The sequence below is a fragment of the Parasaccharibacter sp. TMW 2.1891 genome, assembly GCF_023337675.1.
Lineage (GTDB): Bacteria > Pseudomonadota > Alphaproteobacteria > Acetobacterales > Acetobacteraceae > Bombella > Bombella apis.
Window position 1 is genome coordinate 583099 of sequence record NZ_QORT01000001.1, and the last position, 25181, is coordinate 608279.

General features: G+C 61.0%; 25 protein-coding genes. 21 read left to right on the forward strand and 4 right to left on the reverse strand.

Annotation, left to right across the window (positions count from 1 at the left end; translation table 11 throughout):
• Window positions 1–9: 9 nt before the first annotated feature.
• From uppS to DTJ15_RS02595, 20 genes are all read left to right on the forward strand, one after another.
• The gene (uppS, locus tag DTJ15_RS02500; protein WP_283162639.1) at window positions 10–747 is read left to right on the forward strand and encodes a polyprenyl diphosphate synthase; all 738 of its coding nucleotides are present in this window, start codon (window positions 10–12) and stop codon (window positions 745–747) included.
• On the forward strand, window positions 744–1514 hold the full coding sequence (locus DTJ15_RS02505) for a phosphatidate cytidylyltransferase (RefSeq protein WP_043560672.1): 771 nt from the start codon (window positions 744–746) through the stop codon (window positions 1512–1514). The genes uppS and DTJ15_RS02505 overlap by 4 nt, the downstream gene beginning before the upstream one ends.
• A gap of 95 nt (window positions 1515–1609) precedes the next feature.
• Window positions 1610–2794, forward strand: coding sequence for a 1-deoxy-D-xylulose-5-phosphate reductoisomerase (gene dxr, locus DTJ15_RS02510; protein WP_249079408.1), 1185 nt, complete (start codon window positions 1610–1612; stop codon window positions 2792–2794).
• Complete coding sequence (gene rseP, locus DTJ15_RS02515) at window positions 2787–3872, forward strand: RIP metalloprotease RseP (RefSeq protein WP_249109321.1); 1086 nt, start codon at window positions 2787–2789, stop codon at window positions 3870–3872. Before dxr ends, rseP begins: the two co-directional genes overlap by 8 nt.
• Before the next feature lie 224 nt (window positions 3873–4096).
• Window positions 4097–6592 (forward strand): outer membrane protein assembly factor BamA, encoded by a 2496-nt coding sequence (gene bamA, locus DTJ15_RS02520; RefSeq protein ID WP_043560665.1) that lies wholly within the window; start codon window positions 4097–4099, stop codon window positions 6590–6592.
• Window positions 6593–6676: 84 nt separating this feature from the next.
• Complete coding sequence (locus tag DTJ15_RS02525; RefSeq protein ID WP_103765425.1) at window positions 6677–7621, forward strand: OmpH family outer membrane protein; 945 nt, start codon at window positions 6677–6679, stop codon at window positions 7619–7621.
• Between the two features lie 11 nt (window positions 7622–7632).
• Window positions 7633–8664: a UDP-3-O-(3-hydroxymyristoyl)glucosamine N-acyltransferase gene (gene lpxD / locus DTJ15_RS02530; RefSeq protein WP_043560663.1), complete on the forward strand. Its 1032-nt coding sequence runs from the start codon at window positions 7633–7635 to the stop codon at window positions 8662–8664.
• A gap of 174 nt (window positions 8665–8838) precedes the next feature.
• A complete protein-coding gene (fabZ, locus tag DTJ15_RS02535; RefSeq protein ID WP_154981692.1) occupies window positions 8839–9258 on the forward strand; it encodes a 3-hydroxyacyl-ACP dehydratase FabZ in 420 nt (139 codons plus the stop codon).
• A gap of 5 nt (window positions 9259–9263) precedes the next feature.
• Window positions 9264–10118 (forward strand): acyl-ACP--UDP-N-acetylglucosamine O-acyltransferase, encoded by an 855-nt coding sequence (lpxA, locus tag DTJ15_RS02540; RefSeq protein ID WP_249109322.1) that lies wholly within the window; start codon window positions 9264–9266, stop codon window positions 10116–10118.
• Window positions 10115–10966 (forward strand): LpxI family protein, encoded by an 852-nt coding sequence (locus tag DTJ15_RS02545; RefSeq protein ID WP_043560655.1) that lies wholly within the window; start codon window positions 10115–10117, stop codon window positions 10964–10966. Before lpxA ends, DTJ15_RS02545 begins: the two co-directional genes overlap by 4 nt.
• A 6-nt stretch (window positions 10967–10972) precedes the next feature.
• Entirely contained in the window at window positions 10973–11368 is a 396-nt protein-coding gene (gloA, locus tag DTJ15_RS02550; RefSeq protein WP_043560652.1) for a lactoylglutathione lyase, read from the forward strand.
• A gap of 174 nt (window positions 11369–11542) precedes the next feature.
• Window positions 11543–11677, forward strand: a complete 135-nt coding sequence (rpmH, locus tag DTJ15_RS02555) for a 50S ribosomal protein L34 (protein ID WP_081563011.1) — start codon at window positions 11543–11545, stop codon at window positions 11675–11677.
• A 2-nt stretch (window positions 11678–11679) separates the two neighbouring features.
• Window positions 11680–12030, forward strand: coding sequence for a ribonuclease P protein component (rnpA, locus tag DTJ15_RS02560; protein WP_043560650.1), 351 nt, complete (start codon window positions 11680–11682; stop codon window positions 12028–12030).
• A complete protein-coding gene (gene yidD, locus DTJ15_RS02565; RefSeq protein ID WP_081563013.1) occupies window positions 12027–12257 on the forward strand; it encodes a membrane protein insertion efficiency factor YidD in 231 nt (76 codons plus the stop codon). The genes rnpA and yidD overlap by 4 nt, the downstream gene beginning before the upstream one ends.
• A gap of 124 nt (window positions 12258–12381) precedes the next feature.
• The gene (gene yidC, locus DTJ15_RS02570) at window positions 12382–14166 is read left to right on the forward strand and encodes a membrane protein insertase YidC (RefSeq protein ID WP_249109323.1); all 1785 of its coding nucleotides are present in this window, start codon (window positions 12382–12384) and stop codon (window positions 14164–14166) included.
• Window positions 14166–14831 (forward strand): ribosome biogenesis GTP-binding protein YihA/YsxC, encoded by a 666-nt coding sequence (gene yihA, locus DTJ15_RS02575; protein ID WP_373364570.1) that lies wholly within the window; start codon window positions 14166–14168, stop codon window positions 14829–14831. Before yidC ends, yihA begins: the two co-directional genes overlap by 1 nt.
• A 72-nt stretch (window positions 14832–14903) precedes the next feature.
• Window positions 14904–15800: an acetylglutamate kinase gene (gene argB, locus DTJ15_RS02580; RefSeq protein ID WP_043561420.1), complete on the forward strand. Its 897-nt coding sequence runs from the start codon at window positions 14904–14906 to the stop codon at window positions 15798–15800.
• 54 nt (window positions 15801–15854) lie between these two features.
• Window positions 15855–16685, forward strand: coding sequence for a 2,3,4,5-tetrahydropyridine-2,6-dicarboxylate N-succinyltransferase (dapD, locus tag DTJ15_RS02585; RefSeq protein ID WP_081563016.1), 831 nt, complete (start codon window positions 15855–15857; stop codon window positions 16683–16685).
• 8 nt (window positions 16686–16693) lie between these two features.
• Window positions 16694–17839 (forward strand): succinyl-diaminopimelate desuccinylase, encoded by a 1146-nt coding sequence (gene dapE, locus DTJ15_RS02590; protein WP_249109324.1) that lies wholly within the window; start codon window positions 16694–16696, stop codon window positions 17837–17839.
• Between the two features lie 140 nt (window positions 17840–17979).
• Window positions 17980–19731 (forward strand): chloride channel protein, encoded by a 1752-nt coding sequence (locus tag DTJ15_RS02595; RefSeq protein WP_249109325.1) that lies wholly within the window; start codon window positions 17980–17982, stop codon window positions 19729–19731.
• A 24-nt stretch (window positions 19732–19755) separates the two neighbouring features.
• Here the strand turns inward: DTJ15_RS02595 and DTJ15_RS02600 are convergent, their stop codons facing one another.
• Both DTJ15_RS02600 and rfaE2 read right to left on the reverse strand, forming a co-directional pair.
• Complete coding sequence (locus DTJ15_RS02600; RefSeq protein WP_249109326.1) at window positions 19756–20889, reverse strand: AGE family epimerase/isomerase; 1134 nt, start codon at window positions 20887–20889, stop codon at window positions 19756–19758.
• A complete protein-coding gene (rfaE2, locus tag DTJ15_RS02605) occupies window positions 20886–22376 on the reverse strand; it encodes a D-glycero-beta-D-manno-heptose 1-phosphate adenylyltransferase (protein WP_249109327.1) in 1491 nt (496 codons plus the stop codon). Before rfaE2 ends, DTJ15_RS02600 begins: the two co-directional genes overlap by 4 nt.
• Before the next feature lie 254 nt (window positions 22377–22630).
• Here rfaE2 and DTJ15_RS02610 point away from each other — a divergent pair, with 254 nt between their 5' ends.
• A complete protein-coding gene (locus DTJ15_RS02610; protein ID WP_249109328.1) occupies window positions 22631–23449 on the forward strand; it encodes a sulfotransferase in 819 nt (272 codons plus the stop codon).
• Between the two features lie 13 nt (window positions 23450–23462).
• On the opposite strand, the gene truA is transcribed toward DTJ15_RS02610, so the two are convergent.
• A complete protein-coding gene (gene truA, locus DTJ15_RS02615) occupies window positions 23463–24254 on the reverse strand; it encodes a tRNA pseudouridine(38-40) synthase TruA (RefSeq protein WP_043560635.1) in 792 nt (263 codons plus the stop codon).
• Window positions 24247–25179 carry a methionyl-tRNA formyltransferase gene (gene fmt / locus DTJ15_RS02620; protein ID WP_249109329.1) on the reverse strand — a complete coding sequence of 311 codons (933 nt, stop codon included), beginning with the start codon at window positions 25177–25179 and terminating at the stop codon, window positions 24247–24249. The genes truA and fmt overlap by 8 nt, the downstream gene beginning before the upstream one ends.
• Between the last annotated feature and the right edge of the window lie 2 nt (window positions 25180–25181).

The window sequence follows — 25181 nt, forward strand, 5'->3', positions numbered from 1 at the left end:
GCCAGAACATTGTCGGAACTTCACCCTTCTTCCCGCCCGGCTGGCACACTCCCACGTCATGTTGCCGTCATCATGGATGGCAACGGACGCTGGGCCAGAGCACGTGGCGTACCGATCGCACAGGGCCATCGTGAGGGAGGCGAGGCCGTGCAGCGTTGCGTCCGTGCCGCCATGGAGCATGGGGTGGATTATCTGACACTCTATGCATTCTCATCAGAGAACTGGCGCCGGTCTGGTGAGGAGATCAGCGACCTGACAGGGCTGATGCAGTTTTATCTGCGGCATCGTTTCCGGGAGCTGGATGAGCAGGGTGTCCGGCTGCGCATCATTGGTGATCCTGAACGTTTCGGGGCGTCTTTCTGCCGGGAGCTGCGTCGGGCAGAGGAAAAGACATGCCACAATACCCGGCTGACTCTGGCTCTGGCTCTTTCCTATGGCAGTCGTGCGGAGATTGCCGGAAGTGCCCGCCATTTGGCCGAACGGGTCCGGGCGGGCACGCTGGAGCCGCATGAGATTGACGAAGCCCTGTTCGCCAGTGCCCTCCAGACGCATGACATGCCCGACCCCGACCTTGTCATGCGGACGAGTGGAGAGAGCCGACTTTCCAATTTCCTGCTCTGGCAATCCGCCTATGCAGAACTTGTGTTTCTTGACGTGCTCTGGCCGGATTTCGGTGAGAAGGATTTTGCCGAGGCCATGATGCGGTACATGCGCCGTCAGAGGCGTTTCGGTGGGCGACCAGAATGACAGAGTTGCAGAAACGCATCCTCTCCAGCCTTGTGATTGTTCCGGTGGTGCTCCTCTGTCTCTGGTTTGGTGGATGGGCCTATCGGGTACTGGTGCTGCTCGTCATGGTCGGGATTGTCTGGGAAGGGGAAACCCTGCTTGGCCAGCCGATGAAAAGTCTGCGGGGTGCTCTGCTTCTGCTCTGGCCTCTCTGTGGTGGACTGATCGCCATCAAAGGGCAGTGGTTTGCGGCCTTTTACCTTCTGGTGTCCAGCGTCCTGTTTGGCAGGCGGGCCTGCGGTCCGGTTCTGGTGGCCATGCTGGGTGGTTTTTCCCTGCTCTGGCTGCGGGGGCGGCCTGACGGTTTTTTGGAGACCTTTTTCGTCATTTTCGCCGTCATAGCCAGTGACAGCTGCGCCTACGCCACCGGGCGTCTGATTGGCGGGCCGAAACTGGCCCCGGCCATTTCTCCCGGCAAGACCATTTCCGGCTCGCTGGGGGGCATCGTGGGAGCCGTGATCCTCGGCGGGCTGGTCGGGCACTGGTCGGGTCATGGTTGGTCGTTCTCTGCCTGCCTGACGGGCGGAGTGATTGCCGTGGCGGCCCAGGCAGGCGATCTGCTGGAGAGTGCCTTCAAGCGGCGTCTGGGCGTCAAGGATTCAGGGCGGCTCATCCCGGGTCATGGGGGACTGCTGGACCGGCTGGATGCCCTCCTGCTGGCGGCCCCTGTTGCAGCCATCCTGGCCCTCATGGCCGGAGAGGGGCCATTCTGGCAGCTTTTCCGTTAAGTCTTATTCTGGAGCGGCAGTCTCTGCTATAGGTCTGTCATGAGGCAGACCCGCCATCACGTATCATGTTGAAATCATCAAGGGAGAGGTATTCCATGGGGGGAGGTTCCGGGCGTCGGCGCATTAGCGTGCTTGGCAGTACAGGCAGCATTGGTGTCTCGACAGTCGATCTTCTGAAGCAGCAGGCAGACTCCATCCAGGTGCGGGCTCTCGTGGGGGGAAAGAACGCTGCCCTTCTGGCCGAACAGGCCCGTGAGCTGAACGCCGAGCTGGCCGTCCTGAATGATGAGCAGCATTACGAGGAGCTGAAAGAGCGTCTCGCTGGCACCGGCGTGAAGGTAGCTGCCGGACGGCAGGCTGTCATCGAGGCCGGTGCGCTGGAAGCGGACTGGACGATGGCCGCCATCACTGGGGCTGCCGGCTTGGCCCCCACGCTGGAAGCCATCCGCAACGGGCACAAGGTGGCTCTGGCCAACAAGGAAGCTCTCGTTTGTGCTGGCAACGTCATGCTGGAAGCTGTGCGTGATGCCGGAGCCGAGCTGCTGCCCGTTGATTCCGAACATAATGCGATCGTGCAGTCCCTGGGTGGGGCGGACATGTCCCTCGTGGAGAAGATCGTCCTCACGGCCTCTGGCGGACCGTTCCGCTGCTCCACGAAGGAGGAGATGGCGAAAGCCACGCCCGAACAGGCCCTGAAGCATCCCACATGGTCCATGGGGGCCAAGATCACGATTGACTCCGCCTCCATGGCCAACAAGGGGCTGGAGGTCATCGAGGCCGCCCGCCTGTTCGATCTGCCGGAACATCAGATAGACGTGCTGGTTCACCCGCAGTCAGTCGTGCATGGCATGGTCTGTTTCCGTGATGGCAGCTTCGTGGCCCAGATGGGGACGGCGGACATGCGGATTCCCATCGCACACACGCTGGCCGCCCCGACCCGGATGCAGACGGGATGCGAGCGTCTGGATTTCGTGAAGCTCGGGCAGATGAATTTCGAGGCAGTGGATGAGGACCGCTTCATCCCGCTGCGTCTGGCCCGTCAGGTCCTGCGGGCTGGTGGCGTGGCCCCGACCGTGTTCTCCGCTGCCAACGAGATTGCCGTGGAGGCTTTTCTCGCCGGGAAGATCCGTTTCCTTGGCATTGGTGAGCTGATTGATGCCAGCCTTCAGGCTATGCCGGAAAACCCGGTGCCGACATCTCTGGAGGATGTCTATCACTGGGACGAAATGGGGCGTGAGCTGGCCCGGACACAGATGAAGCGGATGGCCGACCATGCATAGTCTTCAGAGCATCCTTGCCGGTCTGGCCGTTTTCGGGATCGTCGTCTTCATTCACGAGCTGGGCCATTATCTGGCCGCACGCTGGCGTGGTGTGCAGGTGACCGTCTTTTCCATCGGGTTCGGTCCTGCACTGACATCATGGAAGGACCGGGTCGGAACACGCTGGCAGATCAGCCTGCTGCCGCTGGGAGGGTATGTCAAACTCCACGGGTTTGAGAACCGTCCCGATGCGCCCCGGGAAGAAGGTGACGAGAATGCCTTCAACCGCAAGTCTGTCCTCTCGCGGGCAATCGTGACGGTGGCGGGGCCTGTCTTCAACTTCCTGCTGACGATCCTTCTGTTCGTGGTGCTGCTGTCCTGCTTTGGCAGGCCGGAGACCCGGCCCGACATCGGCACGCTGGCCCCGAATGGTGCAGCCATGAAGGCCGGGCTTCAGGTGGGTGACGAGATACAGCGTCTGGACGGGCATCACATCCTGAGCATTGGCGACATCCAGGCGCAGGTGGCGGCCCATCCGGGTGAGGTCATGAAGGTTGGTCTGCTGCGGAAGGGGCAGAGCCTGGAGCTTCCGGTCACGCTGGACCGTATCCAGCAGGGGGGGCATGACGTCGGTCGGCTGGGGGTTGGTTTTGCCGTCAGCCACAGTGCGCCCCTGCCTGTCTACAAGGCTGTTCCGGCGGCCATCGGGCAGACGTGGGACATGTGCGGCAACATGCTGGAGGGAATCTGGCAGATCATCAGCGGGCAGCGGAGCGCCAGGCAGCTCTCCGGGACCATCGGCATCATTCACATGTCCGGGCAGGCCGTGGATTATGGCGTGGCCAGTGCGCTGGGGTTCGTGGCTCTCCTGTCCCTCAATCTTGGCCTGCTGAACCTGTTCCCCGTGCCGATGCTGGATGGCGGCCATCTGCTTTTCTATGCTTTTGAGGCAGTTCTGGGGCGGCCTCTCTCCGAGCGGACACAGAGCTATGCCCTCCAGTTCGGGCTGCTGCTGGTCGTGGGGCTTTTCATTTTCTCAACGGTGAATGATCTCAGAGGGTTGGGAGTTTTTCACTGGTTGTTTGCACATGGGGGTTGATCTTTCCCCCTCCAATGATGGAAAAGACCTTCTAGGGTAGAGTATATAACTGAAACAGGCAGCTCCCTTCATTGTGATGTCGTGGGAGTCTGTCTGGTGCGGTTGTGCGTATGGGACTGTCTGGACCTCCTGCATCAGGGTTGTGTGGCGGGATGGCCGTTCGTAGAAATTTGGGACGAGGAATACCGGTTTTGTCAGGATTGCGTACGAAAAGGTTCCGGCCGATGGCCGTTCGACTGGCTCTGCTGGCTTCTGTCTGTACGGCACCGGCTTTGCTCTGTGCGGCAGAGGCAGCCCCCCAGAAGGGGCGCAGCATCCATCATGCCCGCCGGTCTGCGGGGGATGGCTATGCGCCGGCCGGTGGTCTGATCCAGGCCATCGAAGTCCACGGCAATACCCGGATCGAGACCAGTACCGTCCTTTCCTACATGGTCGTGCAGCCGGGCGACAGTTTTGACCGTGATGCGCTGAACCGTTCGCTGAAGACACTTTACGCTACAGGTCTCTTCAGGGATGTGACGCTGAGGCGTGAAGGCAGCACCCTGCTGGTGGAGCTGACGGAAAATCCCGTGGTGAACCGGATTGTCTTCGAGGGGAACCATGCCCTCAAGGACAAGGACCTGATGAAGGAGATCAGCCTGCGGACCCGTGCCGTCTTTTCGGCCCAGACCGTGGCTGTGGACAGGCAGAAAATCCTGAACATGTATGCGGCCCGTGCCCGCTATGGGGCCACGGTGGTGCCGCAGGTCATCCGTCTGTCCCACAATCGTGTTGATGTGATCTTCAACATCAATGAATCCCAGCAGACACTGGTCCGGAAGATTGCTTTTGTTGGCAATGACAGTTTCAGCGAAGCTGCCCTGTCTCATGTCGTGTCTTCCAAGGAACATGCCTGGTACCGTTTTTTTTCTTCCTCGGATGAATATAACCCGGAGCGTATCCGCTACGATGCGGAACTGCTGAGACGTTTCTATCTGCATAGCGGCTTTGTGGATTTCCACATGGTGGATGCCACGGGTGAGCTCTCTCCGGACCACAAGAGCTTCTACGTCACCTACACCCTGCATGAAGGGCCACGGTACCGTCTGGGCAAGATTGGTGTGCGTTCCAATGTGCATCATGTCACGGCTGACACGATGAAGAGGCACATCGAGGTTTACAAGAACCAGTATTATGACGGTACGGCCGTGCAGGACAATGCGACGGACATGCAGGAGTGGCTCCAGGCCAACGGGCACCCGTTTGCCATGGTCCGGCCTGAGATTGCCCGCAATCCTGAAAAGAAGGTCGTTGACCTGCTGTTTGATATTGTCGAGGGGCCGCATGTTTATGTGGAGCGGATCGACATCAACGGCAATACGATCACACGTGACCATGTGATCCGCCGCAACCTGCCGATGGTCGAGGGCGATGCCTATACGCCGTTCAACCGCAAATATTCCAAGCTGGCCCTTCAGGATATGGGGTATTTCAGCAGCACCAATGTGGACCAGTCCCAGGGGTCTGCGCCGGACAAGGTCAATGTCAGTGCCAATGTGGTGGAGAAGCCAACCGGCGAGTTCTCCCTCGGCGGTGGGTACTCGACCGATGCCGGTATCATGGGGAATCTCGGGTTGAAGCAGCATAACCTGCTGGGGACCGGGATTGATGCCGGGTTCTCCGGTACGGTTGCCTATTATGAGAAACAGGCCGACCTGTCCGTGACGGATCCATACTTCCTCGGGCGCAATTTCGTGGCCGGGTTCGACATTTATACGATCCAGAACAATTACCAGACGTATCAGAGCTATAATGAAGGCCAGTATGGTGCGTCTGTCCGGCTTGGTTATGCCTATAACCGGTATCTTTCCCAGTCCTGGACCTATACGGTCGTGGACCGTCACGTGGGTAACGGGGTGCCGGGGTCGCAGTATCCGGGGTGGGAAGATGACACGCCGTCCGTTTATGTGCGTGATGCCGCAGGCTGGTCGCTCCTTTCCCAGATTGGCACGAACATCACTTATGACCGTCGTGACAACCGCATGAATCCACGGTCTGGCTACGTTCTCAGTGCCGGAGGTGATTTTGCCGGTCTGGGTGGCAACGAGAAATATTACCGTGTCAAAGCCAATGGCAGCTATTATCTGCCGCTGGATGACCTGACAGGCAGCCACAGCTGGGGCTTCCAGTTCAAGGGCGGTGTTGGCTACATGCATGACTGGAGCTCCAGCGGCGACCGCAACATCGTCGACAACTTCTACCTCGGTGGTCAGAACCTGCGCGGGTTCCTCCAGGGTGGTGTCGGGCCCCGCAGCAGTCATTACAAGGCGCCCTGCCACAGCGGTGCCGCCAATACGCCGCTGGGGCAGGCCCGTAATGGCTACTGCCCGGGTGCCGGACAGGAGGACCTGATCGGTGGTACTTTCATGTACACGGCATCTGTCCAGCTGAATTTCCCGCTGCCGATGGGTGACAGCCTTGGCATCTCCGGGCGTGGCTTCATCGATGCCGGTAGTCTTTCCGGCAAGCGTGTGAAGGACCGCAACCATTACCGTAACTGGAACGACCCGTACTATACGCCGATTGGCGGCAGCACCATGACGCCCCGTGTCTCTGGTGGTCTTGGTATTTCCTGGAAGAGCCCCTTCGGCCTGGTCAATATTGACGGTGCGGTCCCGATCCATCGTGAGCATGGGGACAGGCTTTATCCGGTTCGCTTTGGCTTCGGGCAGCAGTTCTGAGGAAAGGTGCAGGCCACGATGCCGGCTTCATTCCGGGCTGGCAGGGTGACCTGGGGGATGCCCATTTTCATAAAGAGGTTTTTCATGTCACGTTTTTCACTGCCTTTGACCCTGATGACCGCGAGTGCTCTGGCTTTCATGGCGGTTGGTTCTTCCGTGGCTGCTGATGGCAATGATGGAAACGGTGCCTGGTTTGTTCCGAAAACGGCCCAGCCATCGGCTCCAGCCGCCTCCCATCATCATGCGGCTCCGGCTGCTGCTCCTGCTCCGGCTGCCGTGCCGGACATGGCAGGCCTGGATGATGGTGGTGATGCTGGCGCTCCAGATGGGGAAGGCCAGCAGCAGGCAGCGCCCGTGCTGCCTCTGCCGCCTGTACCGTCTTCTCCGGCTGTTCCGAAGGAAGATGCCCCGCCGCCGGTTGTGCTTGGCCTCATCAGCGTTCAGGGTGTGATGCAGCTTTCCACGGCTGCGCAGGAAATGCAGCAGGTGCTTGGTGAGCGTCGTGACCGTCTGGCCCGTGCGGTGCAGAAGGAAGAGGGCGCCTGGCGGGAAGAGCAGCAGAAGCTTCAGGTTCAGGCTCGCACTCTGACATCCGACCAGCTCCAGCTCCGTGTCCGTCATCTGCAGGAGCGGCGTGCGAAGGATCAGAGGGATTTCAGCAACAAGGCCCGGATCATTCAGGAAGCCTATCAGGTGGCATTCCATCAGATCGAGCGTGTGCTGGAGCAGCGTGATGGAATCATTGCCAAGGTGGCTGCGGCCCATGGCATGAATCTTGTTCTGCATGCCGAGCAGGCTGTCCTGCATGTGGATGGTCAGGACATAACCGAGGAGGTAGCAGACCGTCTGAACAAGGTTCTGCCGCATGTCTTCATTCCGGATGACGGGGTGGACCCGGAGGTTCTGGCAAAATCCGGGAAGATGCCGACAACGGCTGATGAAGAACGCCTGATGAATCAGGCGGCTCCGCAGCAGCCTGCCGAGGCTCCGGCACAGGCCAAGGGGTCCATCCTGCGTCGCCAGAAGTAAGGGGAAGGGCGATGGTGGCGGACCAGCTCCCGGGTGATTCCCGTTTTTTCAGGCGGTGTGGCCCTTTTGCGTTGAAGCACCTTCTGGAAGTAACGGGAGCGGAGGCCGCAGGTTGCGCTGAGATGGGGGCGTCTTTCGAGGGCGTGGCCCCGCTTCATGCTGCTGGCCCGCAGCACATCTCCTTTCTGGACAACCGCCGCTATCTGCCCCTTCTCAAGGAGACGAAGGCTGGCGCCGTCGTGCTGGCCCCTGCTTTTGCGGACAAGGTGCCAGAAGGCTGTGCCGCTCTGGTCAGTCGGGAGCCCTATCTGGCATGGTCCCGGGTTGCCCGTCTGTTCCATCCTCTTCCGCCTGCACGGGCCAGCCAGCATCCGACGGCTGTCATTGGTGAGAATGTCGTCATTGGTGACCGGGTGGAGATAGGTCCTTTTGCGGTCATCGGCGATGGCGTGCAGATTGGTGATGGCTGTGTCATTGGGCCTCATGCCATGCTGGGGGACCATGTCGTGCTGGGAGATGGCTGTCGGATCGGGGCGCATGTAACTCTCACTCATGCTCTGCTGGGGGAGCGGGTCATCCTGTATCCCGGGGCCCGGATCGGGCAGGATGGTTTCGGCTTTGCGGTGGGGCCTGACGGATTTGAGACCGTTCCCCAGCTGGGGCGTGTCATCCTTGAGGATGGTGTGGAGATCGGTGCCAATTCAACGATTGACCGAGGCTCCATGCGGGATACGGTCATCGGGGCCGGGACCCGGATCGATAATCTGGTGCAGATTGGTCACAATGCCCGTCTGGGTCGGTGCTGCATCGTGGTATCGCAGGCTGGTGTTTCAGGTTCCACCGAGATTGAGGATTTCGTGACGATTGCAGCCCAGGCTGGGCTCATCGGTCATATTCACATTGGCAGCAAGGCCCGTATCGGGGCGCAGTGTGGCGTGATGAATGATGTGGAAGCCGGGGCTGATGTCATCGGCAGCCCGGCTATGCCGTTCAGGGAATTCTTCCGAAATGTGGCGACGTTGCGTAAGCTTTCGCGCAAGTAAGATGATCCAGTTGGTGTTTCGGGATTTTTTTTGGTAATAAGGTGTAGACATTGACTGCCTCTCCCCGCGGGGACAGGGGCGGACGGTTGCATTTTGTCGAAAAAAAACCGGGAGATGAGATAAGTGGGTGATGCTGCTGGGCAGACACATCAGGTGCCTGAGAGCGTAGATGTGATGCAGATTATGAAGGCGATTCCTCATCGCTATCCTTTCCTCCTGCTGGACCGGATGGAAGAGATCAAGGCGGCGGAATCAGCCGTTGGCATCAAGAACGTGACAGTCAATGAGCCATTCTTCCAGGGGCATTTCCCAGCACGCCCTGTCATGCCGGGTGTGCTCATCGTTGAGGCTATGGCCCAGACGGCGGCCACGCTTGTCGTGCTGACACTGGGCAAGGCCTTCGAGGGCAAGCTGGTCTATTTCATGACGGTGGAGAATGCAAAATTCCGTCGCCCGGTCGGGCCGGGGGATCAGCTGCGCATTCATGTCAACAAGGAACGCGCCCGTGGAACGGTCTGGCGGTTCCGTGGGGTTGCCAAGGTTGATGGAACCACGGTGGCGGAAGCATCTTTCAGCGCCATGATCGTGGACTGATTCTGATGCCAGAACCGGGACAGCGCCCTGGAAAAACCGAGATTCATCCCACGGCTCTTGTGGATCCACGGGCGTCCCTCGGTCAGGGAGTGAGGATTGGTCCCTGGTGCATGGTCGGTGCGGATGTGCGGCTGGGAGATCATGTCCGGCTGCACGCTTCTGTCATGGTGGGCGGGCATACGGTGCTGGAGGATGGGGTGGAGGTTTACCCCTTTTCGACCGTAGGCTATCCCCCGCAGGACCTGAAATATGCTGGAGAGCCGACCAGGTGCCATATTGGTGCAGGGACGGTTGTACGGGAGAATGTGACCATCCATCGGGGCACGGCACAAGGCACGGGAGAAACCCGGATTGGCCGGGGCTGCCTGCTCATGGCCAATGCCCATATCGCTCATGATTGTGTGTTGGGTGATGGTGTCATCATCGTCAACAACGTAGTCATGGGGGGGCATGTCCTGATCGGGGACGATGCCAGGATCATGGGCTCTGCGGCCCTGCATCAGTTTGTCCGCATCGGGCATGGGGCTGTTGTCGGAGGGCTGTGCGGTGTGGAGATGGATGTCATCCCGTACGGCAGCGTCCTGGGTAACCGGGCCAGGCTGGTTGGGTTGAACTGGATCGGTCTCAAGCGGTCTGGCGTGGAGGCCAGTGAGATTCAGCAGATGCGTCTGGCGTTCCGGGAGCTTTATCCACGGTCTGGCCGTGGTGGGCCGCTTTTGGGAGAACGCATGGACCAGGTGCGTCAGCGTTATGGTCACATTGAGCGTGTACGGGAAATGCTACGCTTCATGGAGGCTCCCAGCCGCCGTGGGCTGACGCGGCCGGGACAGGCTGGCAGTGACAGGGATGTTGACAGGTGAGCAGGCCTGCACGGGTTGGGATCCTGGCCGGTGGCGGGCCGCTTCCAGCCCAGGTGGCAGAGGCTCTCAGGAAAAGAGGGCGGGAGCCTTTTCTCATAGGCTTCCAGGGTTTTGCTGATGAAGCCCTGCTGGCCCCTTATTCTCATGAAATGATCCGTTTGGCAGCGGCCGGTGCGATCCTTCGGTCTCTGCGTAGGCAGGGATGTTCCGAACTTGTCCTGATAGGACCTGTCCGCCGGCCCTCATGGCGGTCTTTGCGGCCAGATGCGGAGGGGGTGCGCCTGCTGGCCCGGCTTGGGCGTGCCCTGTTTGCCGGTGATGACGGCCTGCTGGCATCCATCATCCGGCTGCTGGAAGAAGAAGGCTTCCGGGTGCGGGGAGCGCATGAATTCCTGGATACGGAGAGCAATCGCTGGGGAGCATGGGGCAGGGTTCCCCCTGACCGTCAGGCCATGGCCGACATTCATCAGGCCGTGCGCATATTGTCTGTCATGGGGCCTCTGGACATAGGGCAGGGATGTGTGGTGCAGAATGGCCTGACACTGGCTGTTGAGGCCCTTGAAGGAACGGATGCCATGCTGCATCGCTGTGGAGGTCTGCGGCAGGATGGGGTGGCTGGTGGGGTGCTCGTGAAAATGCCAAAGGCAGGACAGGAGCTGCGGGCGGACATGCCTGCCATTGGGCCGGTCACTATCAGGAATGCGGCAGCAGCCGGGTTGCGGGGGATCGCCTTTCCCGCACGGCTTACCTTGGTCATGGAGCCAGATCGCTGTATAAAGGAGGCGGATCGTCTGGGACTGTTTCTCTACGGGCTGGGACCAGACTTCCTTTCTGACAAAAGGACATAAAGATATATGAGCATCTATCTTCATACGATGGTCCGTGTGCGGGACCTTGATCGCAGTCTGGCTTTTTATCACCTTCTGGGCATGCGTGAACTCCGTAGGCTGGAGGTGCCGGAGGGGCGTTTCACGTTGGTTTATATTGGTTATGAGGGTAATGCCCGTGGTGAGGCCGAGATCGAACTGACCTATAACTGGGATCAGACCGAGGATTACACACACGGGACAGGCTTCGGGCATTTTGCTGTTGGCGTGCGTGATGTCGCAGCAGCTGTGGACGTGGTCCGCCAGGGCGGTGGGCGTGTCACCCGTGAGGCCGGACCGATGGGCAATACGGGTATTGTCATTGCCTTCGTGCAGGACCCTGATGGCTACAAGATCGAGCTGATTGAAAAGAAGGACGCCTGAGCTCAAAAGCCGGGTACAGCTTCGGGATCTGTCCGCTCTGGATGGAATTGCAGGATTGACAGGGCAGGGCCATCCCCTTAAAAGCCACTCCCTGAGTGGAGGGGCGTTACTGGGTGCGTCCTGTTCTGATACACGTCTTCACAGGTGTGTTGTTGAGATTAGAGGATTGAAAAGATGAAGCGCACATATCAGCCTTCCCGTCTGGTTCGTAAGCGTCGCCACGGTTTCCGCACGCGTTCTGCTACTGTTGGTGGTCGTCGTGTTCTGGCAAGCCGTCGCGCCAAGGGCCGCAAGAAACTTTCTGCCTGAGCATGAAACAGCCTGACCGCCTGAAGAAGCGGTCGCAGTTTCTGCGTGTGGCCCGTAAGGGCCATAAGGTCGTGTCTCCCGGGCTGATTGGCCAGGTTCTGCCGGAGCCGGGGGACGTGACGGTACGGGCCGGTTTTACCGTGACCAAGAAGGTCGGTAATTCTGTCGTGCGCAACCGTACCCGTCGCCGCCTGCGGGAGGCTCTCCGCCTGGTGGTGAAAGAGGAAGGCTGTTCTTCCTCTGGTGATCTCGTCCTGATCGGACGCGCCGCAACCAGAAAGCGGCCTTTCCCCCTTCTGAAGCATGACGTGCGTCGGGTTCTGCAGGCCCTTGGCCGGGAAGAGGCAGAGTGAGGGCGGCCAGCGGGCTGTTTTCGCTTCTTCTGTTGGGGCTGATAAGGCTCTATCGCCTGTTCCTCAGTCCATTCATGGGACGGCAGTGCCGTTTTCATCCCAGTTGCAGCGTTTATGGCGAGGAAGCCATCCGCCGTCATGGTCCTGTGCGGGGTGGGTGGCTGACACTTTGCCGCATTTGCAGATGCCATCCTTTTCATCCGGGTGGCGTGGACTATCCCCCCTGATCCGCCTCTGATGCTCTGGCAGAAAATGTAAAAAAAATGGCGTGGCTATTGTTTTGAGGACGATTTTACGCCAGTGAAGAGGCAATCTACCCTTCCAGCATGAAGAAAGAGCGGCTCCAGCCCGATGGAAAGTAGCAAACGTATTATTCTGGCCGTCATCCTGTCGGCCATGATCCTGATCGGTTTCAACATCTTCCTTCCGCCGGACAGACACAAACCGGTGGAGGATCAGGGGTCTGCTCCGGCACCAGCGTCTGCCGTGCAGCAACCCGCTCTGGCATCTCCGGCGCCTGCTGGCCCTATGGATGAGGCGGATGATCACCAGGAACATCGGCTGAAGGTTACGTCATCGGATGTGCAGGGTTCCTTCAACCTTCGTGGTGCACGGCTGGATGATCTGGAGCTGACCCGCTATCGTGAGACGATTGCCAAGGACAGCCCTCTGGTCCGTCTGCTGGACAGGGCAGGCGGTGCCCAGCCGACCTATCTGGTCATTGGCTGGGAAAATGCTGCCGGGTTCACCACCCGTCTACCCAATGACCATTCCCTCTGGCAGGTTGATGGGGAGCAGACCAGCCTGACGCCGGAATCCCCGGTCAGCCTGCGTTGGGACAATGGGGCAGGGGTCCGCTTCCTCATTCATCTGGAGCAGGACCACCACTACATGGTGACGGTGCGGCAGGAGGTGGAGAACCATTCCGGCCAACCCGTGTCGGTCTATCCGTTCCAGCGTGTCCAGCGTGACTATCTGCCGGAGGATACCGGTTCCTTCACGGCTTATGAGGGGCCAATCGCCGTCATGAATGGCCGTCTGGCGGACAAGGGGTACAAGTCCCTGCGGACTGATGGCAACGGCCCGGACCATGTGTCATGGACAGACGCCGGAAAAGGCGGCTGGGGTGGCATCACGGATAAGTACTGGCTGACAGCCGTTGGGGCGGATGCGTCTGCCAACGTGCGCATCCGGTACAGTTACCTGCCGGAAGAGCACGGGTCCTATCGTGTGACCTTCACTTCGCAGGAGCCGCAGGTCATTCAGGACGGGGCCCGCCTCGGGCAGGGCAGTTACCTGTTTGCCGGGGCCAAGGAGCCGGGCCTGCTGCGCTATTATGGTCGCAAGCTGGGGCTGCCCCGTTTTGATGACAGCATCGACTTCGGCTGGTTCAGCTTCCTGACGAAGCCGATCTTGTTTCTGCTGCACTGGCTCTATGCGCATATCGGCAATTTCGGCCTTGGGCTGATGGCCATGACGCTGATCGTCAAGATTGTCCTGTTCCCGCTGGCCTCCAAGGCGGCGCAGTCTTCGGCCCGCATGCGCATGATTGCGCCGAAGGTCACGGAGATCCGTGAAAAATACAAGAATGATCCGGCAACCATGAACCAGAAGGTCATGGCCATGTATAAGGAAGAGAAGATCAACCCGGCAGGTGGATGTCTGCCCATGCTGATCCAGGCACCGATCTTCTTTTGCCTGTACAAGATGCTCAATCTCAGCATTGATGAGCGTCATGCGCCCTTCTTTGGCTGGATCAAGGACCTTTCCGTACCGGACCCGACCAATCTGTTCAATCTGTTCGGGCTGCTGCCGTTTGATCCCACGCACATCTTCTCCTTCCTGCATCTCAGCATCTGGGGGGCGGCACTGGGCATCACCTTCTGGCTGCTCCAGAAGCACAGCATGGTCAGCATGGACCCGGCCCAGGCCCGCATCATGCAGTTCATGCCCATCGTGTATGTCTTCGTGATGTCCAGCTTCCCGGCGGGCCTGCTGGTCTACTACACATGGAACAACGTGCTGACTTTCCTTCAGCAGCATTACATCGAGCGTCGGACCAGCCTGCCCGTGCCGTTGATCGGTCGCAAAGGCAAGGCACCGCGCAAGGGCGGTGAGAAGAAGAAGGGCTCGTGATGGAGCAGATGCAGACAGTCCTGCCCAGCGAGGATGAGCTGGAGGAAGGACGCAGACTTTTTTCAGGTCCCTGTGATTTCTTCTTCGGGGCGCAGACAATCGAGCAGCTGCCCCCGCCCGACCGGGCGGAGGTGGCGTTTGCTGGCCGCTCCAATGTGGGCAAGTCCAGCCTCATCAATGCGCTGACAGGCCGGAAGGCTCTGGCCCGAGCTTCGTCCGAGCCGGGGCGGACCAAGCAGCTCAATTTCTTCAATCTGGGGGGGAGGCTCTCCCTCGTGGACATGCCCGGTTACGGCTTTGCCAAGGCCTCCAAAGCGGTGAAGGAAGATTGGCAGAGGACGATGTTCGCCTATCTGCGGGGCAGGCCGAATCTGGCCCGCGTGATCCTGCTGATTGACGGGCGTGTGGGCCTCAAGGCTTCCGACAGGGAGGTCTGCGACCTGTTGGACAGGGCCGCTGTGGTGTTCCAGATTGTACTGACGAAATGTGATGCTCTGTCGGCTTCCGCTCTGGCCACACGGCAGAAAGAGGTGGAGGCTTTGGCAAAGACCCATGCGGCGGCTTTCCCGCATATTGTGGCAACAAGCAGCACGACATCATTGGGGATTGCCGAGCTGCGTGGCATAATGGCCCGCTTTGCCGAGCCCGCCGGTACACGGCCCTGAAAAGTTTTTCTGTATAGTGAAATGCCCATGTCTTCTTCTGATACCTCTTCTACCGCTTTCCCGGATGCCCTGATGGCCCATGGTGGCCTGCTGAGCGACCAGCAGCAGGCTGCCGTCCTTGCCGGTGCGCTGCCTTATCTGCGCCGTTATGCTGGCGACACCATCGTGGTGAAGTATGGTGGTCACGCTATGGTCGAGAACAGCCTTGCCGCCACCTTTGGCCGGGACATTGCCCTGCTCAAGCTGGTGGGCATCAACCCGATCGTGGTGCATGGCGGTGGTCCGCAGATCAACAGCATGATGAAGCGGCTTGGTGTTGAGTCCCGCTTCATTGATGGCCTTCGTGTCACGGACCGTGAGATGATCGACGTGATCGAGATGGTTCTCTCCGGCACGGTGAACAAGCAGGTGGCCGATCTCATCAGCCACGCTGGAGCGCTGGCCGTGGGCATTTCGGGGCGTGATGGGCGTCTGATCCAGGCCAGCCGTCTTGTCCATTATCACCGGACGGAAGGAAACGGGCGGGAAGCGGTCGATCTGGGCTTTGTCGGCAAGCCGGAGCATGTGGACCCCCGGGTGCTGTATGCCCTGCTGGGGGCTGGCCTGATCCCGGTCGTGGCGCCGCTCGGGGCTGGGGATGAAGGTGAGATTTACAACATCAATGCGGATACGGCTGCTGGTGCGGTTGCCGGTGCCGTGCGGGCCTCCCGCCTGCTGATGCTGACGGATGTTCCCGGCGTGCTGGATGAGAATGGCCAGCGCATCGAGGAGCTGACAGCCGAGGAAGCCCGCCGTCTCATCCGGGAGGGGCACATCACGGGCGGCATGATTCCCAAGGTGGAGACCTGCCTCAAGGCCGTGCAGGCCGGGGCCAAGGCGGCCGTCATTCTGGATGGCCGGGTGCCACATACCTGCCTGCTGGAACTCTTCACCAGGGCAGGGCAGGGTACGCTCATCAAGGCGGACTGAGAGATGGGGCAGGGCAGCCTGCCTGGATTATGGTTGTAGAATAAGGAGCGTTTTATGGATCACGCAGAGCTTCGCAAGCAGATTGAAACCCTTTGGGAAGACCGTGCCAGCCTGTCCCCGCAGACGCAGGGTCAGGCCCGTGATGTCGTGGAAGCCGCTCTTGCCGGGCTGGATGACGGGACCTTCCGCGTTGCCGAGCAGCAGGAAGATGGACGTGTCGTGCATGAATGGCTGAAGAAGGCCGTCCTCATGTCCTTCCGCCTGTATGAATCCGAGCCGATGGCCAATGGCTGCGGTGGGGCTCCGGGTTTTGACAAGGTGCCGCTGAAATTCGCCGGCTGGGGCAAGGCAGAGTTCGAGAAGGCCGGGTTCCGGGCCGTTCCGGGGGCTGTCGTCCGCCGTTCCGCCTACATCGCTCCGGGTGTCGTGCTGATGCCGAGCTTCGTCAATCTGGGTGCCCGTGTCGAGAGCGGCACGATGATCGATACATGGGCCACGGTCGGCTCCTGTGCACAGATCGGCAAGAACTGCCATATCAGCGGTGGTGCCGGGATCGGCGGTGTTCTGGAGCCGCTCCAGGCCGCACCGGTCATCATCGGGGATGACTGCTTCATCGGTGCCCGTTCCGAGGTGGCCGAGGGCGTGGTCGTGGAGCGTGGCTCAGTCCTCTCCATGGGCGTGTTCCTTGGGGCCTCCACCAAGATCGTGGACCGTACGACGGGTGAGATCCATATGGGGCGTGTTCCGGCCTACTCCGTGGTCGTGCCGGGAACCCTGCCGCCGAAGACTCCGGGCGGGCCGTCCCTGGCCTGTGCCGTGATCGTCAAGCGTGTTGACGAGCGGACACGCTCCAAGACATCCATCAATGAGCTGCTGCGTGACTGAGTGACCTCATGAGCCATCCATCATCTCCTTCCAATCCCGTCGCCCTGTTGCAGGACCTTCTGCGGTGCCGCTCCGTCACTCCGGCGGATGACGGGGCACTGGGCGTCGTGGCCCGGTCGCTGGAGATGATGGGGTTTGAGGTCACACGCCTTTCCTTCGGTCCCGAAGGCGGGCAGACGCCCAACCTCTATGCCCGGCTGGGGCAGGGCGGTCCCTGTCTCTGCTTCGCAGGGCATACGGATGTCGTTCCTCCCGGTGAGGGCTGGAGCTGCGACCCTTTCGCCGGAGATATCCGGGACGGGCATATCTACGGCCGTGGCACGGCGGACATGAAGGGCGGTGTCGCCGCTGCTCTGGCTGCCGTAGCCCGCAGGCTGGAGGCCGGACCGCTGAAGGGCAGTCTGGCCTTCCTCATAACGGGGGATGAGGAAGGACCGGCCCGGTATGGCACCCGTTCCGTGCTGGAATGGATGAAAGAACAGGGCGAGGCCCCGGATTTCTGCTTGCTGGGCGAGCCGACCAATCCGGCTGAAATGGGCGAGGTCATCAAGATCGGCCGCCGTGGCAGCATGAATGTGGTGATTACCGTCAAGGGCACGCAGGGGCATGTGGCCTATCCGCATCTGGCAGACAATCCCATTCACCGCCTTGTGCCGATCCTGCATGATCTGACATCCCGCACGTTGGATCACGGCAGTGACTGGTTTGCTCCGTCTTCCTTGCAGATCACGAGTGTGGATGTCGGGAATCCGGCCACCAACGTCATTCCCGCCACGGCACAGGCCCGGGTGAACATCCGTTTCAATGACCTTCATACGAGCGGCAGCCTGCGCAACTGGATTGAGGATGTCGTTGCCTGCCATGCGCCGGAGGCTGATCTTGATGTGGCTGTCAGCGGGGAATCTTTCCTGACGGAACCCGGTGCCGAGGTGGAGAAACTTTCCCAGGCCGTGCAGGCCGTGACGGGGAGGACGCCAAAGCTCGACACGGGCGGGGGAACATCCGATGCCCGCTTCATCACGCATTGCTGCCCCGTGGCGGAGTTCGGGCTTGTGGGGGCCACCATGCACAAGCGTGACGAGCATGTGTCTCTGGCCTCCGTGGAGCAGCTGACACAGGTTTATCTGGAGTTCATGCAGCGTTTTGGTGTCTGAGCTTCTTTCACAATGATGGATGTCTGGGAAACCCGCCCGTCTGAGGCGGGTTTTCTGTATACAGGGCGGGACTCTGTAGCACGGCCGATACTGGAAAGAGGAGAGAGCCCCGCATGTCCAGAGGGAACGGGTCATCACGGATGAGGTTGTTGGCCCCTGCTACGCTGCGGTCCTTCGTCCGGCGTGACGGGCTGGGGCTGTTCCTGCTGGCCCTGCTGACGGGGGGACTGGCGGGCTGCTGTGTCCTGCTGATCAATGTCGTGACCCTCGGCCTGCATGTCGTGTTCTATGGCCTGCATAATGGTGGCAGACTGTCGGAACTGCCTGCACTGCCACTATGGCGTTGTCTGCTGGTACTGGGCGGTGGTGGTCTGGCGGTTGGCGGGCTGAGTGCCCTGCTGCGTCGCTGGATGAAGCGGCGCCCGGTGGACCCGGTGGAGGCCAATGCCCTGCATGGCGGGCGCATGTCCGTCCGGGACAGTATCAGTCTTGCCGTGCAGACGGTCCTGTCCAACGGCGTGGGGGCCTCCATCGGGCTGGAGGCTGGCTATGTGCAGATATCCGCTGCTTTCGGTTCGTGGCTGGGGCGGGTCTTCCATGTCCGGCGGGAGGACATGCGGATTCTGGTGGGAGCCGGGGCGGCCGGGGCTGTCAGTGCCGGGTTTGATGCTCCGATTGCCGGAGCCTTCTATGCGTTCGAGCTGGTGCTGGGAACGTACAGTCTTGCCAACCTGTTCCCCATTGCGCTGGCGGCCATGGCCGGGCTGGGTGTCCGGCATCTCATGCGGATGGATGGCGGCCTGCCACCACTGGTGACCAGCTGGCAGATGGGCTGGGCTGATGTGCCCGGGGTCAGCCTGCTGGCCATTCTGTGTGCTTTCGTGGCCATTCTCATCATGTACTGCGTGACGCAGACCCAGGCGGTGTTCCAGAAGCTGCCTGTACCGGTCTGGCTACGGCCTGTCGCTGGTGGTCTGCTTGTGGCCTGTCTGGCGGCACCTTTCCCCTCGGTCCTGTCGGCCGGGCATGGTGGGGTTGGGCTGGTGCTGAAGGGGGAGATCGTGCCGTCCTTGGCTCTTCTGCTGCTGGTCCTCAAGGCGGTGGCGTCGTGCCTGTCCATCGGGTCGGGTTTCCGGGGTGGCCTGTTTTTTGCCTCGCTGTTTCTGGGTGTTCTGGCCGGTGAGGCATTCGGGGCTCTGCTGGCTCCTTATGGTCTGGCCCCGGCTGATGGTCATGTCTGTTCCGTGCTCGGTATGGCGGCCATGGCCACGGCCATCATTGGAGGCCCCATGACGATGATCTGCATGGTGCTGGAAATGACGGGGATCATGCCGCTCAGCAGTGCCGTGGTGCTGTCGGCCACCCTGTCCCTGCTGACGGTCCGGAGGCTCTTCGGATACAATTTCGCGACATGGCGTTTTCACCTGAGGGGAGAGACCATCCGGTCCGCCGTGGATGTGGGCCGCTTCCGTACCCTGACCGTGCAGAAGCTGATGCGGGCACAGGTCCGCAGCTTTCCGGCGTCCATGACCATTCGGCAGGCACAGGCGCAGCTGACACTGGGGATTGAGGAGCGGCTCGTGCTGGTGGATGAGGAGGGCCGGTATCAGGGAATTGTCCTGGTGTCCGAGATCACGGCGGCCTGCGCAGGCGAGGAGCCTGTCTCCAGTCTGGCCTGCTATCGGGACATCATGCTTGAGCCGCACATGACCATCCGTGAGGCAGCCGACCTGTTTGCAGAGGCGGAAGCTGACGTGCTGGCCGTGGTGGAGGATCGTCAGTCCCGCCAGCTTGTCGGGCAGCTGAGCGAACGGCACACGCTGCGCTGCTACGCCGTGGAGCTGGAGCGCAGCCGCCGGGACCTTGCCGGGGATGGACGTTTTTCCGTGTGATGGTCCGTCCCCGGTGGAGCGGACTTATGGAGTGGTGCCGAGGATGGCCTGTCCGGCACTGTAGATGTGATAGAGGCTGCTGGCGGGCATGTGGTCCGTGGCAGTCTTGCCCTGCTCATCCAGCCGGTCGATCCACCCGCCATTGAGCGGGGCCGGGGCATAATGGGTGAAGAAGAGCTGGCTCATGGTGGCGAGCCGTTCCTGCCGGGACTGGAGATCCGCCGGACCATGCTGGGCCAGAAGGCGCATCATTTCGGTCTGGGGCCAGATGCGTGTGGAGGCTTCCAGCATCGAGCCATCATCCAGCAGGGCATCCGGCAGGAGAGGGCCGGGAGCGGTCTTCTGAAGGCGGTCATGGAGGCGCTGCTGCGCCTGACGGGCAGTAGCGGCGTGCCTGCCATCGGGGGCAAGACGGAGATACTCGCCCAGTAGCCAGCACCATTCCGCCTGATGGCCGGGTTCGACACGGTTCTGGCCCGCAGGCCGTTCCGGCTTCCATTCCGGCGTGAAGAATTCCAGCAGGGCATCCGTTCCGGCCGGGATGAAGGACTGCAGGGCCAGTTTCAGGATGGCATCGGCATGATGGAGGAACACCTCCCGACCCGAGACCTCGAAAAGTGTCAGACAGGCTTCCAGCAGATGCATGTGGGGGTTCTGGGAGTGCCGGTCCGACGTGGCAGGCAGGACATCCCGGTATCCGCCATGTGTGGAGGGGAAGAGCTGGTCGATTTCGGCCAGGCTGGCCTCTGCCCTGTGCAGCAGGGCGGGGTCTTTGCCCAGACGGTAGGCCCATCCATGCGCGAAGAGGATGAAGGCGTGGCCGTACAGGTCCCGTTTTGCGTCGGAAGGGGCCAGATCAGGCCCAAGGGCGAAGACCCAGCCTGCGCTGCCGTCGGCCCGGTGATATCGCTGCGTGACATGGTCCAGCACCGTCAGGGCCTGCTCCCCGGCGTCGTAATGGCCGTTCAGGGCGGCCTGACAGTAGGTGGCGATCTGCCGGGCCTGCACCATCAGGCGGCGATGGGGCAGGGTGATGGGGGTGGCCTCAAAGGTCAGCCGCTCGTGATAGAGGCCTGCATCCCTGTCGAAACCGGCCTGGGACCAGAGGGGCAGAGCCTTGTGGAGCAGCCAGTCCTGCCATGTCTGTCTGTATGTCATTGTTGGGTGTCCTTTGCCGGGTGGCTGTCATCCATCGTCTGCACGATGCGGCTTGTGGAATGTCCGTCCAGCAGCGGGGCCAGACAGACACGCCCGCCATGTTCCCTGACGACATCCCCCCCGACGACCTCATCTTCCCGGTAATCGGCCCCTTTCACGAGGACGTGGGGCTTCAGGGCGGAGATGATGTCCAGTGGCGTGTCCTCATCAAAGAGGACGACCAGATCGACATGCCGCAGGGCACGGATGACCGTGGCCCGGGCCTGTTCTGTCTGGAGCGGGCGGCGGGGGCCTTTCAGCCGCCTGATGGAGGCGTCGGTGTTGAGGGCGACGATCAGCTTGTCACCCTGGCTGGCGGCAAACTGGATGAGCGAGACATGGCCGGGATGGAGCAGGTCGAAACAGCCATTCGTCAGGACGACGGAGGCTCCGTGCCGTTTCCAGTTCTCCACGATGGCGCAGGCGTCGGGCAGGGGAAGGCAGGCTCCGCTGTCGGCGATTTCTTCCAGCAGCTTCTGGTGCAGTTCGTCCCGGGTGACAAAGGCCGTGCCCAGCTTGCTGACGGCAATGGCGGCGGCCGTGGTGGCCATGGTCACGGCGCTGGCCAGGGAGCGGCCACTGGCCAGGGCACAGGCGATCGTGGCGATGACGGTGTCCCCGGCCCCGGAGACGTCATAGACTTCTGAAGGATGGGCACGGCAGTGCAGCGGGGCGGCCTTCTGCTGCCAGAGCGTCATGCCCTTTTCGGAGCGTGTGAGGAGAATGTCGCCGCCCGTCAGCGGGGCGACGGCGGCGCAGGCCTGTTCCACCTCCTCATCATCCGTCAGTGTCCACGGGCGGCCTGCCGGGTGGGCGATGCCGGAGGCGGCAAGGGCCTTGCCGAGTTCCTGCCGGTTGGGTGTCAGCAGGCTGGCCCCCCGATAGGCGGAGAGATCGGCCCGCTTGGGGTCCACCAGAACGGGAATGTTCCGGCTGCGGGCGGCCCCCATGATGGCGTGCAGGACACGGTCGGAGAGGACACCTTTGGCATAGTCGGAGCAGATGAGAATCCGGGATGTTTCCAGTGCCTTCAGGGTGGAGGCGATGAGGGCCTCCTCGGTGGCCCTGGAGAAAGGGACGAGCTTTTCATTGTCCAGCCGGACGATCTGCTGCCGCCCGCTGAGGACACGGGTCTTCGTGATGGTCGTCCAGCTGGCATCATCGACCAGACCATCCAGCCTGATCTCCTGCCATACCGAAAGGGCCTGACGGAGCGTCCCGGCCGCCTGGTCCGTACCCACCACGCCGACCAGATGGACCGGATGACCGAGGGCGGCCACGTTCACGGCCACGTTGGCGGCTCCGCCGGGCGTGGACCGCTGGTGGCTGCTCAGCAGGACAGGGACGGGGGCTTCCGGCGAGATGCGGGTGACATCCCCGGTGATGTACTGGTCCAGCAGCAGATCACCCAGAATGGTGATGGCACCGTCAATCAGCGTGTCAGTCAAAAAACGTCCCTCCCTTCAGGAGACAGCACTGCCCGTGAGTGGCGTTCGGCAGCGTCCGTGGCCTCATGTCTGGAGAGGAAAGTTTAGGATGTTTTTACCACTCTGTCGTCAGGGAAAGGGTCTTATCCAGCCCGGAAGAGGGTCTGTGGCATAATAAATAAATTTTATACATTTTTGAAGTTGACAGTGATAATTATGACACATACTCATGCAATACAGACTGAAACAAAAAAAACAGGGCCGGGAAGTACGTAATGTCTCGTCATGTTCACTTTATATCCGGTCTTCCCCGCTCAGGAAGTACCCTTCTTAGTGTTCTTTTAGGGCAGCATCCTGACATTTACTGTGCAGAATATTCAACACCTGTCTGTTCTCTCATGACAAAGATGCTTTCCGTTATTTCAGAAGGTGAATATAAAACTGAATTCAGCGATGGAAAGGTCATGAATCTTCTTAAGAAGACAATGGATACATATCACGACATGCCATCAAGGCCGAATCTGGTCATTGACAATAACCGGGCCTGGTGCAGCAAGCTTCAGCTTCTGGACTATCTCTACCCTGATGCAAAAGTGATCTGCTGTGTGCGTGATCCTGTCTGGGTGATCAACTCCTTTGAGCGCATCATTGGCAGGGACCCGATGCTTTCATCCTATCTCGTGCCCGTGGAACATCGGGCCACGCTTCATCAGCGGGTGAATTATCTGCTGTCTCCTGCGGGGGCTTTCGGTTTTGCGTATCAGGCCTTGCAGGAGGCGTTTTTCGGACAGTTTTCGTCCAAACTGGTACTGGTTGATTATGACAGCCTGGTGACACAGCCCCTGTCCGTCATGCGTCTTCTGGAAAAGGAACTGAACGTTCCTGCGGCCACTTACGACATGAACAATGTCCGTTACACGCCTCCTACGGCATACGACAAGGCTCTGGAAACGCCGGGCCTGCATGAAATTGCCCAGAAGGTGGAGCCCCAGAAGCATCCTCTCATATTGCCACCCGATGTCGTGAACCGTCTTGCTGGGGGTGCATTCTGGAGGGACAGAAGCATGAACCCGAAGTCGGTACGGATCATATGAAAACCAGCAGAGTTTATGGCCGGAAAGGATCATCCGGGTAGCCGACATCCATCAGGCATAGGCCATCGGGGGGAGCGGTGGGGCCAGCCTTGCAGCGGTCCCGGGCTTCCAAAGCCTCCTTTACACGGTCCGGGTGCCATTGATGATGGCCGACCAGAGCCAGCGTTCCCACCATGTTGCGGACCTGATGGTGCAGGAAGGACCGGGCCTGCACGTCCACATGGACATGGTCGCCGGAGCGGGTGATGGTGAGTTCATCCAGCGTCCGCAGGGCATCACGGGCCTGACAGGCTGCCGCCCGGAAGGAGGTGAAGTCATGCCCGCCCAGCAGATGGTTGGCGCCTTCCTGCATGGCCTCGACATCCAGCGGGGCACGGATGTGCCAGACGAACCCTTCCTGCATGGCCGGACGGGCCGGACGGTTGAGGATGGTATAGCGGTAACGCCGCCATGTGGCGGAGAAGCGGGCGTTCCAGCCCTCGGGGGCCGGGGCGGCTTCCAGAATGGAAATGGGATGGGGCTTCAGATGGTAGCCGATGGCGTCCCGCACGGCCTTGCGGCTGAGGGGGGCATCATCGGGAAAGTCCAGATGGGCCACGAGTCCGGCGGCATGGACGCCTGAATCGGTCCGGCCCGCTGTCACGCTGCTGACCTTGCGGCCCTGCGTGAGATGCTCGGCGGCCTCCTCGATGAGCTGCTGGACGGAAAGGCCACTTTTCTGGCGTTGCCAGCCGACATAGGGCCGCCCGTCAAATTCGATGCGGATGGCCCAGCGGCTGATGCCGGGCGGGGCGGCGTCAGTCAAGGCGCATCCCTCTGTCCAGTTTCGTGCCACGGAGGAAGGCCTCCCGGTCCATCATGGCCCGGCCCGGTTTCTGGATGCGTTCGATCCGCAGGCAGCCTGTCCCGCAGGCAATGGTCAGCCTGTCATCCAGAACCGTGCCCGGAGCAGGAGCCGAGGCCATGAGGGCGGCAGTCTCAGCCGCATCAGTCAGGCTGACGGCACCGATGCGGTAGGTCTGTCCATCCAGCAGCGTGTAGCTGCCGGGCCACGGAATGAAGGCCCGTACCTGACGTTCAATCTCCACGGCAGAACGGCCCCAGTCGATCTGCCCGTCCTTGCGTTCCAGTCTTGGAGCGTAGCAGCTCCGGGAATCATCCTGTGGAACGGCAGTTGGCTGTTCCTCCAGCGTGCGGACGACCAGCTGGGCACCGATCCCAGCCAGCCGGTCATGCAGGCTGCCTGCCGTGTCCTCGGGTGTGATGGGGGTGGCCTCGGAGAGAAGGACGGCTCCGGTATCCAGCCCCTTGTCCATCTGCATGATGCAGACGCCGCTTTCGGCATCTCCGGCCCGGATGGCGGACTGGATGGGCGAGGCCCCCCGCCAGCGGGGGAGCAGGCTGGCATGGATGTTCAGGCAGCCCAGCCGGGGAGCTTTCAGGATGGCTTCCGGCAGGATGAGGCCGTAGGCAGCCACGATGGCGGCATCGGCCTTCAGGCTCTGGAAGAAGGCCAGCTCCTCATCATTGTGGCGCAGTTTTTCCGGGGTCCGCACGGGAATGCCGAGCTCATCGGCTGCCTCATGAACGGGCTGACGCCGCAGGGCCTTGCCCCGGCCTGCGGGACGGGGGGGCTGCGTATAGACGGCGACAATCTCATGCCCGGCCTCGATCAGGCCGTGCAGGGCCGGGACGGAAAAATCCGGCGATCCCATGAAAACGAGGCGCATGG

Coding starts and splice junctions, on each gene's coding strand:
- lpxA (WP_249109322.1), top strand. CDS start 9,264: ATGCCAGAACCGGGACAGCGCCCTGGAAAAACCGAGATTCATCCCACG.
- dxr (WP_249079408.1), top strand. CDS start 1,610: ATGGGGGGAGGTTCCGGGCGTCGGCGCATTAGCGTGCTTGGCAGTACA.
- lpxD (WP_043560663.1), top strand. CDS start 7,633: ATGGTGGCGGACCAGCTCCCGGGTGATTCCCGTTTTTTCAGGCGGTGT.
- yihA (WP_373364570.1), top strand. CDS start 14,166: ATGGAGCAGATGCAGACAGTCCTGCCCAGCGAGGATGAGCTGGAGGAA.
- dapD (WP_081563016.1), top strand. CDS start 15,855: ATGGATCACGCAGAGCTTCGCAAGCAGATTGAAACCCTTTGGGAAGAC.
- DTJ15_RS02525 (WP_103765425.1), top strand. CDS start 6,677: ATGTCACGTTTTTCACTGCCTTTGACCCTGATGACCGCGAGTGCTCTG.
- fabZ (WP_154981692.1), top strand. CDS start 8,839: ATGCAGATTATGAAGGCGATTCCTCATCGCTATCCTTTCCTCCTGCTG.
- argB (WP_043561420.1), top strand. CDS start 14,904: ATGGCCCATGGTGGCCTGCTGAGCGACCAGCAGCAGGCTGCCGTCCTT.
- gloA (WP_043560652.1), top strand. CDS start 10,973: ATGAGCATCTATCTTCATACGATGGTCCGTGTGCGGGACCTTGATCGC.
- DTJ15_RS02595 (WP_249109325.1), top strand. CDS start 17,980: ATGAGGTTGTTGGCCCCTGCTACGCTGCGGTCCTTCGTCCGGCGTGAC.
- dapE (WP_249109324.1), top strand. CDS start 16,694: ATGAGCCATCCATCATCTCCTTCCAATCCCGTCGCCCTGTTGCAGGAC.
- DTJ15_RS02610 (WP_249109328.1), top strand. CDS start 22,631: ATGTCTCGTCATGTTCACTTTATATCCGGTCTTCCCCGCTCAGGAAGT.
- rnpA (WP_043560650.1), top strand. CDS start 11,680: ATGAAACAGCCTGACCGCCTGAAGAAGCGGTCGCAGTTTCTGCGTGTG.
- fmt (WP_249109329.1), bottom strand. CDS start 25,179: ATGCGCCTCGTTTTCATGGGATCGCCGGATTTTTCCGTCCCGGCCCTG.
- DTJ15_RS02600 (WP_249109326.1), bottom strand. CDS start 20,889: ATGACATACAGACAGACATGGCAGGACTGGCTGCTCCACAAGGCTCTG.
- rseP (WP_249109321.1), top strand. CDS start 2,787: ATGCATAGTCTTCAGAGCATCCTTGCCGGTCTGGCCGTTTTCGGGATC.
- rpmH (WP_081563011.1), top strand. CDS start 11,543: ATGAAGCGCACATATCAGCCTTCCCGTCTGGTTCGTAAGCGTCGCCAC.
- bamA (WP_043560665.1), top strand. CDS start 4,097: ATGGCCGTTCGACTGGCTCTGCTGGCTTCTGTCTGTACGGCACCGGCT.
- DTJ15_RS02505 (WP_043560672.1), top strand. CDS start 744: ATGACAGAGTTGCAGAAACGCATCCTCTCCAGCCTTGTGATTGTTCCG.
- yidC (WP_249109323.1), top strand. CDS start 12,382: ATGGAAAGTAGCAAACGTATTATTCTGGCCGTCATCCTGTCGGCCATG.